Source organism: Bacillus sp. HY001, assembly GCF_007558965.1.
Lineage (GTDB): Bacteria > Bacillota > Bacilli > Bacillales > Bacillaceae_G > Bacillus_A > Bacillus_A mobilis.
In genome coordinates, this window is record NZ_VLTE01000041.1 from 17,995 (window position 1) to 31,007 (window position 13,013).

Genomic DNA, 13,013 nt, shown 5'->3' on the forward strand with positions numbered 1-13,013 from the left:
AAACATATATAACGTTTTTCATATAATACCCCGAGCATTCTAAACAAAATTTTGCCACTCACATACTAGAAAGAAACATTCAGCCGTTGATAAGAAAGAAACACAATGCATAGTTGCACACATTTACACTTTGCAACATATTGTATTGTGTTGGCTTTTTTCGTATGAATGGTTGGTTACTCTATCATATGCATATTGTAAAAATAATTGACAATAAATTCATGAAATTGCATCTTAATTTATTATATTTGGACAAGGTATGACACTTTACACATATGAATGGATAATAAAACGCTGTCCCGCAAAATACAAGAGACAGCGTTTTGTTATCAAACTATCGGTTTAGCAGGCTACCTACATAGCGTAATAATTCATTCGCAGATGAAGAATTATAGCCGTGCTCATCAATTAGGCGTGCAACAACATCATTGATTTTCTTAAGCTGATTTTCGTCTGGCGTTTTCGTTGATGTTGTAATTTTCACTATATCTTTTAAATCAGCAAATAGTTTTTTCTGAATCGCTTCGCGAAGACGCTCGTGTGAATTATAATCAAAGCGTTTTCCTTTACGCGCATAAGCAGAAATGCGAATTAAAATTTCTTCACGGAATGCTTTCTTAGCATTTTCTGAAATTCCAATTTGCTCTTCAATTGAGCGCATTAGCTTTTCATCTGGACTCATTTCTTCACCTGTTAATGGATCACGTAATTTTGATTTATTGCAATATGCTTCAACGTTGTCTAAGTAATTATCCATAAGTGTCTTCGCTGATTCTTCATATGAATACACGAATGCTTTTTGTACTTCTTTCTTCGCAATTTCATCATATTCTTTTCTCGCTAATGAGATGAAATTCATATAACGCTCTCGATCTTCATTACTAATTGACGGATGCTGATCCAACCCGTCTTTTAGCGATCTAAGTACATCTAATGCGTTAATAGATGGTACCTCTTTTCGAATAATTGTAGAAGAGATTCGGTTAATAACATAACGAGGATCGATACCTTTCATACCTTCATCTTGATATTCACGTTGTAGCTCCTCTACATCAATCGCGTTATAACCTTCTACTGTTTCTCCATCATATAAACGCATCTTTTTAATTAAATCAATATCCGGACGCTTCGGATCTTTTAAACGAGTTAAAATCGTAAACATTGCTGCAACGCGAAGTGTGTGCGGTGCAATATGCACATTGGATACATCACTTTCACGAATCATTTTTTCATAAATATGTTCTTCTTCACTCACTCGTAAATTATATGGAACTGGCATTACAATAATTCTTGAGTGCAATGCTTCATTTTTCTTGTTTGCTATGAAAGAACGATACTCCGTTTCATTCGTATGCGCTACAATTAATTCATCTGCTGAAATAAGCGCAAATCTTCCCGCTTTGAAATTCCCTTCTTGCGTAAGCGATAATAAATGCCATAAAAACTTCTCGTCGCATTTTAACATCTCTTGGAATTCCATCATCCCACGGTTTGCCTTATTCAATTCTCCATCGAAGCGATATGCTCGTGGATCTGATTCTGAACCATATTCTGCGATTGTTGAAAAGTCCAGACTACCTGTTAAATCGGCGATATCTTGTGATTTAGGATCAGACGGGCTAAATGTACCAATCCCTGTACGGCGATCTTCTGAGAAGAAAATACGCTCTACAACTACATCCTCAATTCTTGAACCATATTCTTGCTCTAGGCGCATAACGTTTAGTGGTGATAGATTCCCTTCAATTCTAACTCCATACTCATCAAAGAAATCATCTCGTAAATGATGCGGAATTAAATGAAGTGGATCTTCATGCATTGGGCAGCCTTTAATTGCAAAAATTGCTCCTCGATCTGTTCGGGAATATGTTTCTAATCCTCGTTTCAACATCGTAACTAATGTTGATTTCCCCCCACTAACAGGACCCATTAATAATAAAATACGTTTTCTAACATCTAATCGTTTTGCAGATGGATGAAAATATTCTTCTACAAGACGTTCTAAAGCATCCTCTAATCCAAATAGCTGATTACTAAAGAAGTTATACTTTCTTCTACCATCTACCTCTTCAATTCCAGCATCTTTTATCATATTGTAAATGCGAGAGTGTGCTGTTTGAGCCACCCATGGTCTTTCCTTCACAAGCTCTAAATACTCCGCAAACGTACCTTCCCATTGTAAGCGTTCTTCTGCTTCTCGATGCTGTTCAATTTTTTTTAGAATATCCATTATAGCTCCTCCCCCATCTCCTTGTTCAATCGGATTATTATAAAAGGTATGCTAGGATGTCCTCAAACATTCTTTAAATCAAAATGAAATATACAGTAGTGCAATAAAATTCTCTCCAAAATTCAAAGAAAATTCTGTATAATATAGGTATTAAAGATTTTACACCGCTATTCATTTTAAATAAATTCTTTTCTTCCAAGAACCTTACATACATTTCGATTCATATTTAAGATTCATAAACTGAAAAATTAGGAGGGATATTAGTATGAAATTATTATTAATTTTAGGTGTATCACTCACATTTCTTACAGCTATTTTTACATCTGGTTACAATGATAAACCCGGTACACATAAAAAGTGATGTGCTTTTGGCACATCACTTTTTTTTATGAATTATTTATAATACACATTTTCCACATCGTATTTTGATAGTGGTTTGCTATAATAATAACCTTGTACAAACTTCACATTCTTTTCCTTCAAAAATTGTATTTGTTCTGCCTTTTCTACTCCTTCTGCAATTACATTCAATTCCAAAGTATGAGCTAAATGAATAATCGCAGCCGTAATATTCGTATCACGTTCATCTACATGTATACCTTCCATAAAAGAACGATCGATTTTCAAAGTATCAATTGGATACGTTTTTAAATAACTTAAAGATGAATATCCCGTCCCAAAATCATCTAAATGAATCTTTAAATTTTGTTCTTTTAATTGTAGCAATACTCTTTTCGATATGTCTTTATGTATAAGGGCTCCTTCTGTAACCTCTATTGCTAATAAATGAGCTGGTACATTGTACTTATATAACGCTCGTGTAATCATCTCTATTAGTGTAATAGAACGAAAGTGCCTGGCTGAAATATTAACTGCAATCGGGACCACTTCATATCCTTTATTTAACCATTCACGTATTTGCTGACACACTTCATTTACTACCCATTCATCAAGCTTAATAATAAATCCTGTTCTTTCTGCTAACGGAATAAATTGATTGGGAGAGACAAATCCTAATTCTTTATTCTCCCACCTTATTAAAGCTTCCATACTAACTATTTTTTTCGTGTCAATATTCATTTGTGGCTGATAATATAAGAAGAATTCGTTTTTTTCTATAGCACGATGTAATTGGTTTTCTATTATAAATCTTTGTTCACGTTCACAATCTAATCCATTGCAATAAAAATAATAATGTCCTTTTCCTTTTTCTTTTGCTTTTTCCAAAGCAGCATCAACTCTTTGGAATAATATTTTTTCATCCTCTCCATCTGTTGGAGCCATTACAATTCCGATTGACGCACTTAAATACACGTCCTCTTCTTCGATTACAAAATGTTCACTAATCTTTTTTAGTATGCTTTTTGCAACTACCTCTACACGTTCTTTCGTGATATTTTCTATTAACATAACAAATTGATCATCGTGTTCTCTAAATAAGTACATACCGTCTATTTTAAAACTGCTTAAACATTCTGTAACTTTTTGTAATACTTTATCTCCTTCTTTATGGCCAAAAGTATCATTAATAAGATGAAATTCATCTAAATCTATAAAAATAAACGCAAAATCTATCTTCTCATTTAAAAAACCATTTAACTTATTTGTACATGAAATTCTATTCATTAATCCTGTTAACTGGTCATAATAAGCTAAATATTCCGTTCTCATCTCATTTAATACTTGCCTTGTAACATCCCTCGTAACAATATATATCCCGACAATTTCCCCGTTCACAATAATTGGAATAGTTCTTAAAGAAATATAGAGCTCGTACCCTTCTTTATGAACATATTTCTTTGAAACAATTTGCTTCGCTTTTCCTTGCATGGATCCTTTAAATATAATTTGGAAATCTTTTTCATATTCTTTATTAATAAATTCAAAAATAAATTTATTGTTTAATTCTTCATATCGGTATCCAAATATTTCATACGTCGCTGGGTTTGCATATGTAATTCTACCTATAGAATCTATAGATATAATGGAGTCATTATTATATTCTAGTAATGACTTAAATAGCATTTGTTTTTCCTCTATTTCAATCTTCTCCTCAATTTGAGCTGTAATATCCCTCGTAATACAAATAATAAACTGACATACTCCTTCTTCATCAAATACAGGATTAAGTGAAGATTCATAATGTAAATTACCAGTTGGTAAACTAACTACATCACAAAAGGTATGTGCTTTCGCTTCGCTCGCTACTTTTGCATATTGCACTTGTAATATTTCCGCCGTATCTTCCGGTAATACTTCAGCGAACGTTTTTCCATAACATTCTTCGCTTAGCTTCGCATAATCCATACCTATCTTATTTACATAAATATATTTAAAGGTTTCATCATCCATAACTTTCACAATAAATACTAAATCTTGAATAGCATGTAATAATCCTCTTCTTATTAAATCCATATCTATCATACTTAAAAAGGTATTTTGATTACTATATTGTTCCTTCATATTTATCTCAACCCGTCTAATCTATTTTTATTCATATATCCCCATTCTATATGAATATGTACCCTTTTTTAAATGTATGACTATATATTATTTTTATTTTTAGAAAAAAAGTCGCCATATGGCGACTTTTAATAAACAATTTCTAAATCTAATCCTGGATAATTTTGTTGACGGAATGCTTCATAAATTAAAATAGCTGCTGTATTAGATAAATTTAATGAGCGCACTTTATCAGTCATTGGAATACGTAAACAATGATCGAAATTTTCTTCGATTACATTAGCTGGTAAGCCGTTTGTTTCTCTTCCAAATACAAAATAGTAATCCTTCTCACGCTTGCTATAATCAAACGCTGTATGAGCTTTCTCGCCATACTTTGTTAAATAGAAGAATTCACCGTCTTTATTTTTCTCATAAAATTCTTCAATTGAATCATAATACGTAACTTTCACGTGCTGCCAATAATCTAATCCTGCACGCTTTAACATTTTATCATCCGTTGAAAATCCAAGCGGTCTAATCAAATGTAATTCTGTTCCAGTTGCTGCACAAGTACGAGCAATATTCCCTGTATTTGCTGGAATTTCTGGTTGATATAAAACAACATGTACTCCCACGCGATATTCACCTCTATTTTTTGTCTACTACGTATTATACCACTTGAGCGAAAAATCTCTACCCATTAATAATGTGAAAGAATTTATATTTCATTTGTGGTGTATATTTACTAGAATCTTCATAGTTCCAATAACGCCGACGGCTATTCGCTGAATGTGCATTTACAAGTGGCATACCATCTGCGTCTTTTGCTACTACAATCGTCGTATGATTCCACCTACCATCATCCTCAAAATCATAAGCAATGACATCACCAAGAATAAGATCCTCTGGCCTTTCTACCGCTTCTGCTCGAAGCCCTGTTGTAGAACCTGATAAATACCAATAAAAAGAGTGTGCGACAGCCCAGCTCCAACTCCACTGATTCTCCCTTTGCCACCATCCTTTACGAATATTAGGATATCCATTCATTGGTACTTCTCCAGTATGAAGACATTGAGAAATAAAATTCGTACAATTATCAGGGAAATTACGATATACAGGGTTTCGATCATCCCACCAACGCTCTGCATATTTAACTGCCTCTAAACGATTATACTGATAAGAACCATACTTCTCTTTTATAACTTCTCTTTCTAACGTCTCACTCATGCCAACTGCTTCTGGCACTTCAATAGCATAATCACCTATTATCCGGCTATTATTTAAACAAACTCTTCGTTTTAGTTGTTCCTCTTCGATATAAAATAATTCTTTATGCTTAATTAAATATTTAAAATGTATTTGATAATCAATTTCTTGATGATTGCTATTATTTAATTGTCTCATGAAAGAAATGTCCGCAGTTGCTTTCACTATATGTGCATTACGCTTTTGAAACAATTGTTTCTTTCTCTGTGCTATCTGGAATAAATCTTCAGCAATCCCCTCTACATTTGTTCTTTTTTCTGTTATATAGGCTAAAAATTGTTGTACTTGCTTTTCAATATTTATTTTTACAACCATTTCGTCTCCCTCCCATATTACAATATGAAAAAGGGAGATATTATCTACTCTTTTTTCTGCGCTAACAATTCAAGTCCGCGATTCATTTCATGAAGAACCTCTTCATCTTTCTCACGCTGCATTGCTTTTTCAATGGCTTCGCCCACGCCATCTCCACCAATTTTCCCAAGTGCCCATGCTGCCGTTCCGCGAAGTACTGGTCTTGGGTCATCTTTCATAACACCTATTAAATCAGGAATTGCTGATGCCTCTTTAAAATGAGCAAGTGCCAAAATTGCATTTCGTTGCAACGGCTTTTTACCTCTCCATGAACCAGACATAATTCCATATTTCTCTTTAAAATCACGATTACTAATTGTTAAAAGTGGTGTTAATAGCGGCTTAACTAACTCAGGATCCGGTTCCATCTCAGGGTGGTTATGAAAATCCATTCCTTTGTTTTTTGGACAAACAGTCTGACATGTATCACATCCATATATACGGTTTCCTATTTTATCACGATATTCTTCCGGTAGGAATCCTTTCGTCTGTGTTAAAAATGCAATACATTTCTTCGAGTCTAACTGTCCTCCTTGTATTAAAGCACCTGTAGGACAAATATCAATACATTTCGTGCAGCTCCCGCATTGATCTTCTATTGGCTGATCTGGTGGGAATGGAACGTTTGTAATCATTTCTCCTAAATATACATACGAACCAAATTCGGGTGTAATAATAGCGCAATTCTTACCACTCCACCCAATACCGGCACGCTCCGAAACAGCTCGATCACTTAACTCTCCCGTATCAACCATTGACTTAACTTCTATATCGGGAAGTTTTCCGATTAAATATGCTTCTAATTTTTGCAAACGATCTCGTAAAACAAGATGATAATCTTGTCCCCAAGAAGCACGACAAAAAATCCCGCGGCGTTCTCCACGCTTACTTAATGGTGCATTTTTTAATTTTGAAGGATACGCTAATGCAATCGCAATAATTGATTTTGCACCAGGTAGTAGAAGCTGTGGGTTCGTTCTCTTTTCTATATCAGGCTCTTCAAATCCAGATTGATAATTTAATTGTTGCTGCTGGATTAAGCGCTGCTTTAATTCCTCAAATGGTGAAGCACTAGCAAAGCCTATTTTATCTATACCAATTGTTTTACTATACGCAATTACATCTTGCTTTAATTGTTCAAAATCCATTCTTAATCGCCTCCTCAGATGAATCCATCCCTTATGTAACGACTATATTGGTTAGTAATTCACTTTTGGAATACTATTCTTTACTTCTATTTTCGCATACAATTATCTTTTTCAAACATTAAAAAACGCAATGCCTCGTTTATCTTAGAAACGAAACACTGCGTTGATCACAATTTATAGAAAAATATTTAATAAAATTTGGAGCGGGTGAAGAGAATCGAACTCTCGACCAGAGCTTGGAAGGCTCTTGTTTTACCACTAAACTACACCCGCAAATATGAAATAAATATAAGATATTAGAATAACTTATGTAAAGTAGTATAGCATGTTAAAAAAACGGAAGCAAGAATTTTATCGAAAAAAGTCGAAAAAGTGATGAGTAGCTCATCACTTTTTCAATTCTTTATCAATCGCCTTCTTCATACTATCGAAATCAGGGTTTGCAAGATTTCCGTTTATGTATACTGAAGGAGCACCTTGAACTTTTAATTTTTGAGCACGATCTGAATCTTTACGTACTTTTTCTTTTATTTCTTTACTGTGTAAATCTTTCTTAAATTGTTCTACATCAACTTTTGGAAGCTTCTCTTTCACAATGTTAAGAAGTAATTCTTCTGTAATCCATTCTTCCGTGTCTTTCTTTTGACTTTGATAAATCTCATCATAGAAAGTCCAGAATGAATCTTGATCTTGTTTATAAATTGCTTCACCAGCTGCTGCACCTAAATCAGAGTCTTTTCCAATAAACGGGAAGTTAATAAAATATAACTGCACTTTACCTTTATCAATATACTCTTCTTTTAATCGTGGTAATACTGTTACATCCCAAGTACGACACGCAGGACATTTGAAGTCTCCAAATTCAACTACCTTAACTGGTGCATCATCTTTCCCTAAAGATTGTTGTGTGGAATAAGCAAACATCTCATTCCCTTTATCTTTTTTGTCATTTATGATGCTATACGCAATTGTTCCGATTACAATCAATACTGCGATAGAAAAAACTATACCAAGAGCCATGAGTTTGTTTGATTTCATATACATTCCTCTTTAAATTCATATTCTGTATACAGCATTGTACACAATACACATAATATCAACACTTATATGCGTCACGCAATGAACACGCTCACATAAATTACAAAAACAGAACATTTGTGACAATATTGTGTCGCCTTTTGTCACAATTTATTCAAAAAAAGAAGCTCCTATGTAGGAACTTCCTTTAGCTTACTGCTTTTTCACGCGCATTATTTAACATCGACTGCTCTGTTTTGATATCATGACGAATGACTAACTTCTCACTAACTGCTTGCACATACTCATCATGATTGATATAGCCTTCTTTCTCCATCAATCTCAAAACGACATTTCGTCTCTCTACGGCCTTATCATAATTTTGTGCAGGCGAGTAATAAGCAGGTGCCTTTACTACAGCAGCCATCATTGCACTTTCAGCCAGCGTTAATTGGCTTACTTTTTTACCGAAGTAAAGGTTTGCCGCTTTTTCAATTCCCCATGCTCCTTCTCCGTAATAAATATTGCTTACATACAATTTTAAAATTTCATCCTTCGTAAATGTGCGTTCAATTTTTTTCGTATAGAAAATCTCTTTCCACTTACGAGAAAATGTACGTTCATTTGTTAAAAAAGCATTTTTGGATAACTGCTGTGTAATTGTGCTTCCGCCTTGCACAACACCACCAGCCTTTATATTCTCAACAGACGCTCTGACAATCGCTATATAATCTAAACCGTTATGATGATAAAACCTTTTATCTTCTGTTGCAATAAATGCATGTGTTAATGATTCTGGCACCTCTAACTTAGCCGGTACATGTAATTTACTAATATCACTTTGCTCGATCATTACATTTCCAACGAATAATAACGTACAACTTAACAATAATAATAAAATAATGGCTTTATAAAAGAATTTAGTCATTGGATTTAATGCAACTTTTTGATGATAGTTCACCCTAGATAATACTCGTTCTTTCATCTTGAACACCTCTTTTCCACACAGCGTATAACTCTTACTTTAAGAATACCTTGTTGTAAAAAAACATCCCATCGATTTCTCTTACACGTACCTTACATCATTGTAAGGTATAAAGTGAAACTTTAATCAGCCCTCCCCAATCGGGCTGTCCGGCAAATAACGGGGTAAAAAAGTATTGTATCACAGTCTTTTTTTATCTACTATTCATCTGAAATATTGAATATAGAGTATGCTAAACCAATAGTAGAGTATACCTTAAGCCTATACTTCCCTATTAAAACACCCTATTTTCATTATATCATCTACAAATATATATATTTGTAAGTATCTAGTAATCTAAATGTATACAATATATCATACATTATACAGAACAAACGTTCTTAAAATCAATACTAGCACTATTATTATTTTGACCTTTTTCTTAAACAGTATACAAAAAAGAGTAGTGATTTGATTGTATCTCAAACCAGCTACCCTTTTCTTTATAATCTAGCTATTAAATTATACGGCTGCACTTCCCACGTTTCGTATGGAATAAAATGTGTCGCTCTCATCGCATCAATCGTTCTGGATTTCATATGAGGACGCGTTATGTACTCATCTATGTTCTCTTCATTTAAAGCAACAAATTTAGCCTCTTGTATTTCTTCAGGCTGAATTTGTATTTCACCGCTCACATATGCGACTTTAAAAACAACAGATAAAATATGCATAGAAGCATTATAGTAAACACCTGTAACTCCAAGCGGCTTCACAGTCAAACCCATCTCCTCAAACATTTCCCTACAAACTGCTTTATCGAGCGCTTCTCCTTCTTCCACGTATCCGCTCGCCAATGTACTTTAGCCAATAACACTTCACCTTTTTCATTTGTTAAATAGCCTGCTACGGCAACGATATGCTTTGGTGTTTTATATTCCATATTAAGCCTCCTAGCAATAATGATTATTTCACATATCCCTATAAGCATATTCCCTGTCTACAACAAAATACCTTTACTAATTCATCAACTTAATTAACCTCATAAAAAAAGCCCCCTATCCGTTAAACGAACAGGGGGCTTCTATCGGATTATTCTCCTAAGTCTACGTTGTGGTAAACTTGTTGCACATCTTCTAGATCTTCTAATGCATCAACCATTTTTTCAAATTGTACTTGAGCATCTTCAGGAAGTTCTACATCACTTTGTGCAAGCATTGTTAATTCTGCAACTGTGAATTCTTCAACACCAGCATCTTTAAGTGCAGATTGTACAGAATGGAATTGATCAGGTTCAGCATACACGATAACCGCATCTTCTTCTTCAAGAATATCACGTGCATCTACATCTGCTTCCATTAAAATTTCAAGAACTTCATCTGATGTTTTACCTTCAAGACCGATAACAGCTGTCGCATCAAACATGTAAGCTACAGAACCGTTTACACCCATGTTACCACTGTTTTTGCTAAATGCAGCTCGTACATCTGCTGCAGTACGGTTTACGTTATTTGTAAGTGTATCTACAATTACCATAGATCCATTTGGTCCGAATCCTTCATAACGAAGCTCGTCATAATTTTCTTCTGAACCGCCTTTTGCTTTTTCAACTGCACGATCAATAATTGTTCTTGGTACATTGTATGTTTTCGCACGTTCTAATACGACTCTAAGCGCTTGGTTTGATTCTGGATCTGGCTCACCTTGCTTTGCTGCCACATAAATTTCACGTCCAAATTTCGCGTATATACGGCTTGTATTTGCATCTTTTGATGCTTTTTTATCCTTAATATTATTCCATTTACGACCCATACTTTCCACTCTCTTTCCCGTTTTAAATCTACATAAAAATATTAATATGAAATATAATGTGTATTCAACACATTTTTAAAAGAAATATAAAAAGTTCATTTTTGATTCATATTACAGACATAATATAAATCACTATCATTTTGTTCTTTCGACAAGTTATATTATACATGAATTCCTACGTTTATTACGAATTTTAGAAGCACATAGCACAATTTAACAAAAAAACTCTAACATTTCTGTTAGAGTTTTTTTATATCTTTGATAACAATTTCCATAATATTACCATAATTACTTTCTATCTTTGTATAATAAAAACAGGAAAAAATTTGAAGGGAAGATGGGGGGAGAATTATGACACATTCAAATGAGAAAAAAGAACATGGTCTTAAAGGAATTGAAGAGAAGTTAAACCCAACTATCTATCAAATAAGATTTATGAAATTAGATGAACCAATTCAATTTGAGTCGTTTCCTGAATTAAAGGAATTAGGGGACTGGTTGAGTACTTCAACGCACATGTGGGCGTGCCGCTCAACCATGTACAAGTACAACAAAGAAGAGTTTAAAAAGAGGTTTTTAGAAATTACAAACTTAACCGTTGATAATGTACTAATATCTACTGGCGCTGTCGGATTTAATTTCATGTCACCGGGGTGGAGAAATTTGCTCTAGAGTGCTTGAAGGGAATATTGTATAGAATACCGGAATTAAAAGGATAAAAATGAATGTTTATTTTTATCCTTTTAATGTTTCCGCACACTTTTTGTGCTTATTTTGTCACGCGAAGAAAACAAAAAAAAACTCTATACAGTTAGTATAGAGTTTTTTACGCCGTTCATGATACCGATGGTCGGGGTCGAACCGACACTCCCGAAGGAACACGATTTTGAGTCGTGCGCGTCTGCCAATTCCGCCACATCGGCACAAAAGAAAAGGCGGCAACCGGATTTGAACCGGTGATAAAGGTTTTGCAGACCTCTGCCTTACCACTTGGCTATGCCGCCATATGAAATTTTATTGGAGCGGAAGACGGGATTCGAACCCGCGACCCCAACCTTGGCAAGGTTGTATTCTACCACTGAACTACTTCCGCAAAAATGGCTGGGCTAGCTGGATTCGAACCAGCGCATGACGGAGTCAAAGTCCGTTGCCTTACCGCTTGGCTATAGCCCATTGATTTCTTACTTAATTATATGTAAGTATCCATTAGATTATTTGTAATTTTTAAAATAAAAATGGGGCGACTGATGGGAATCGAACCCACGAATGCCGGAGCCACAATCCGGTGCGTTAACCACTTCGCCACAACCGCCATGTTGTGTAAATATATTTGGCAGGGGCAGTAGGAATCGAACCCACACTGGAGGTTTTGGAGACCTCAGTTCTACCTTTAAACTATGCCCCTATGTAAATGGTGGAGGGGGGCAGATTCGAACTGCCGAACCCGAAGGAGCGGATTTACAGTCCGCCGCGTTTAGCCACTTCGCTACCCCTCCGAAACTTACATGGTGCCGGCTAGAGGACTTGAACCCCCAACCTACTGATTACAAGTCAGTTGCTCTACCAATTGAGCTAAGCCGGCGTATATTATTAAGATAAATGGTGGCTCGGGACGGAATCGAACCGCCGACACGAGGATTTTCAGTCCTCTGCTCTACCGACTGAGCTACCGAGCCTTATTAAAATGGCGGTCCCGACCGGGGTCGAACCGGCGATCTCCTGCGTGACAGGCAGGCATGTTAACCACTACACCACGGGACCATTTGGTTGCGGGGAC

General features: G+C 35.1%; 9 protein-coding genes, 11 tRNA genes and 1 pseudogene. 1 reads left to right on the forward strand and 20 read right to left on the reverse strand.

Annotated features, from left to right (window positions below):
* Positions 1 to 334: 334 nt before the first annotated feature.
* The 10 genes and pseudogenes from FOT98_RS19780 to FOT98_RS19825 all read right to left on the reverse strand — a co-directional run bounded on the left by FOT98_RS19780 (position 335) and on the right by FOT98_RS19825 (position 11,236).
* Complete coding sequence (locus FOT98_RS19780; RefSeq protein ID WP_000353281.1) at positions 335 to 2,230, reverse strand: PrkA family serine protein kinase; 1,896 nt, start codon at positions 2,228 to 2,230, stop codon at positions 335 to 337.
* 393 nt (positions 2,231 to 2,623) lie between these two features.
* Positions 2,624 to 4,693: a sensor domain-containing protein gene (locus FOT98_RS19785; protein WP_063263517.1), complete on the reverse strand. Its 2,070-nt coding sequence runs from the start codon at positions 4,691 to 4,693 to the stop codon at positions 2,624 to 2,626.
* A gap of 128 nt (positions 4,694 to 4,821) precedes the next feature.
* On the reverse strand, positions 4,822 to 5,310 hold the full coding sequence (gene trmL / locus FOT98_RS19790) for a tRNA (uridine(34)/cytosine(34)/5-carboxymethylaminomethyluridine(34)-2'-O)-methyltransferase TrmL (RefSeq protein ID WP_000538149.1): 489 nt from the start codon (positions 5,308 to 5,310) through the stop codon (positions 4,822 to 4,824).
* 58 nt (positions 5,311 to 5,368) lie between these two features.
* On the reverse strand, positions 5,369 to 6,256 hold the full coding sequence (locus FOT98_RS19795) for an amidase domain-containing protein (RefSeq protein WP_063263518.1): 888 nt from the start codon (positions 6,254 to 6,256) through the stop codon (positions 5,369 to 5,371).
* Between the two features lie 44 nt (positions 6,257 to 6,300).
* A complete protein-coding gene (gene queG / locus FOT98_RS19800) occupies positions 6,301 to 7,443 on the reverse strand; it encodes a tRNA epoxyqueuosine(34) reductase QueG (protein WP_063263519.1) in 1,143 nt (380 codons plus the stop codon).
* 199 nt (positions 7,444 to 7,642) lie between these two features.
* Positions 7,643 to 7,716 (reverse strand) — tRNA-Gly (locus tag FOT98_RS19805).
* A 114-nt stretch (positions 7,717 to 7,830) separates the two neighbouring features.
* Positions 7,831 to 8,481, reverse strand: coding sequence for a DsbA family protein (locus FOT98_RS19810; protein WP_000841317.1), 651 nt, complete (start codon positions 8,479 to 8,481; stop codon positions 7,831 to 7,833).
* Between the two features lie 187 nt (positions 8,482 to 8,668).
* Positions 8,669 to 9,445 carry a transglycosylase domain-containing protein gene (locus tag FOT98_RS19815; RefSeq protein ID WP_000664703.1) on the reverse strand — a complete coding sequence of 259 codons (777 nt, stop codon included), beginning with the start codon at positions 9,443 to 9,445 and terminating at the stop codon, positions 8,669 to 8,671.
* Between the two features lie 482 nt (positions 9,446 to 9,927).
* Positions 9,928 to 10,367, reverse strand: a pseudogene (locus FOT98_RS19820) (NUDIX hydrolase).
* 149 nt (positions 10,368 to 10,516) lie between these two features.
* A complete protein-coding gene (locus tag FOT98_RS19825) occupies positions 10,517 to 11,236 on the reverse strand; it encodes a YebC/PmpR family DNA-binding transcriptional regulator (protein ID WP_000532956.1) in 720 nt (239 codons plus the stop codon).
* A 351-nt stretch (positions 11,237 to 11,587) separates the two neighbouring features.
* Here FOT98_RS19825 and FOT98_RS19830 point away from each other — a divergent pair, with 351 nt between their 5' ends.
* Positions 11,588 to 11,908, forward strand: coding sequence for a DUF3884 family protein (locus tag FOT98_RS19830; protein WP_063263520.1), 321 nt, complete (start codon positions 11,588 to 11,590; stop codon positions 11,906 to 11,908).
* A 169-nt stretch (positions 11,909 to 12,077) separates the two neighbouring features.
* Here the strand turns inward: FOT98_RS19830 and FOT98_RS19835 are convergent.
* The 10 genes from FOT98_RS19835 to FOT98_RS19880 form a co-directional block, all read right to left on the reverse strand.
* Positions 12,078 to 12,159, reverse strand: a tRNA-Leu gene (locus FOT98_RS19835).
* Between the two features lie 10 nt (positions 12,160 to 12,169).
* Positions 12,170 to 12,240 (reverse strand) — tRNA-Cys (locus tag FOT98_RS19840).
* 14 nt (positions 12,241 to 12,254) lie between these two features.
* A tRNA-Gly gene (locus FOT98_RS19845) sits at positions 12,255 to 12,329 on the reverse strand.
* Positions 12,330 to 12,334: 5 nt separating this feature from the next.
* A tRNA-Gln gene (locus FOT98_RS19850) sits at positions 12,335 to 12,409 on the reverse strand.
* A gap of 63 nt (positions 12,410 to 12,472) precedes the next feature.
* Positions 12,473 to 12,548, reverse strand: a tRNA-His gene (locus FOT98_RS19855).
* A 19-nt stretch (positions 12,549 to 12,567) separates the two neighbouring features.
* A tRNA-Trp gene (locus tag FOT98_RS19860) sits at positions 12,568 to 12,641 on the reverse strand.
* Positions 12,642 to 12,648: 7 nt separating this feature from the next.
* A tRNA-Tyr gene (locus tag FOT98_RS19865) sits at positions 12,649 to 12,732 on the reverse strand.
* A 10-nt stretch (positions 12,733 to 12,742) separates the two neighbouring features.
* Positions 12,743 to 12,818: transfer RNA gene (locus FOT98_RS19870), tRNA-Thr, on the reverse strand.
* Positions 12,819 to 12,836: 18 nt separating this feature from the next.
* Positions 12,837 to 12,912: transfer RNA gene (locus tag FOT98_RS19875), tRNA-Phe, on the reverse strand.
* Between the two features lie 9 nt (positions 12,913 to 12,921).
* Positions 12,922 to 12,997 (reverse strand) — tRNA-Asp (locus FOT98_RS19880).
* Positions 12,998 to 13,013 lie beyond the last annotated feature (16 nt).

Bases quoted from the DNA above. Each gene is read 5' to 3' on its own strand.
- FOT98_RS19780 (WP_000353281.1), bottom strand. From the start codon at position 2,230: ATGGATATTCTAAAAAAAATTGAACAGCATCGAGAAGCAGAAGAACGC.
- FOT98_RS19785 (WP_063263517.1), bottom strand. From the start codon at position 4,693: ATGAAGGAACAATATAGTAATCAAAATACCTTTTTAAGTATGATAGAT.
- FOT98_RS19795 (WP_063263518.1), bottom strand. From the start codon at position 6,256: ATGGTTGTAAAAATAAATATTGAAAAGCAAGTACAACAATTTTTAGCC.
- queG (WP_063263519.1), bottom strand. From the start codon at position 7,443: ATGGATTTTGAACAATTAAAGCAAGATGTAATTGCGTATAGTAAAACA.
- FOT98_RS19810 (WP_000841317.1), bottom strand. From the start codon at position 8,481: ATGAAATCAAACAAACTCATGGCTCTTGGTATAGTTTTTTCTATCGCA.
- FOT98_RS19815 (WP_000664703.1), bottom strand. From the start codon at position 9,445: ATGAAAGAACGAGTATTATCTAGGGTGAACTATCATCAAAAAGTTGCA.
- FOT98_RS19825 (WP_000532956.1), bottom strand. From the start codon at position 11,236: ATGGGTCGTAAATGGAATAATATTAAGGATAAAAAAGCATCAAAAGAT.
- FOT98_RS19830 (WP_063263520.1), top strand. From the start codon at position 11,588: ATGACACATTCAAATGAGAAAAAAGAACATGGTCTTAAAGGAATTGAA.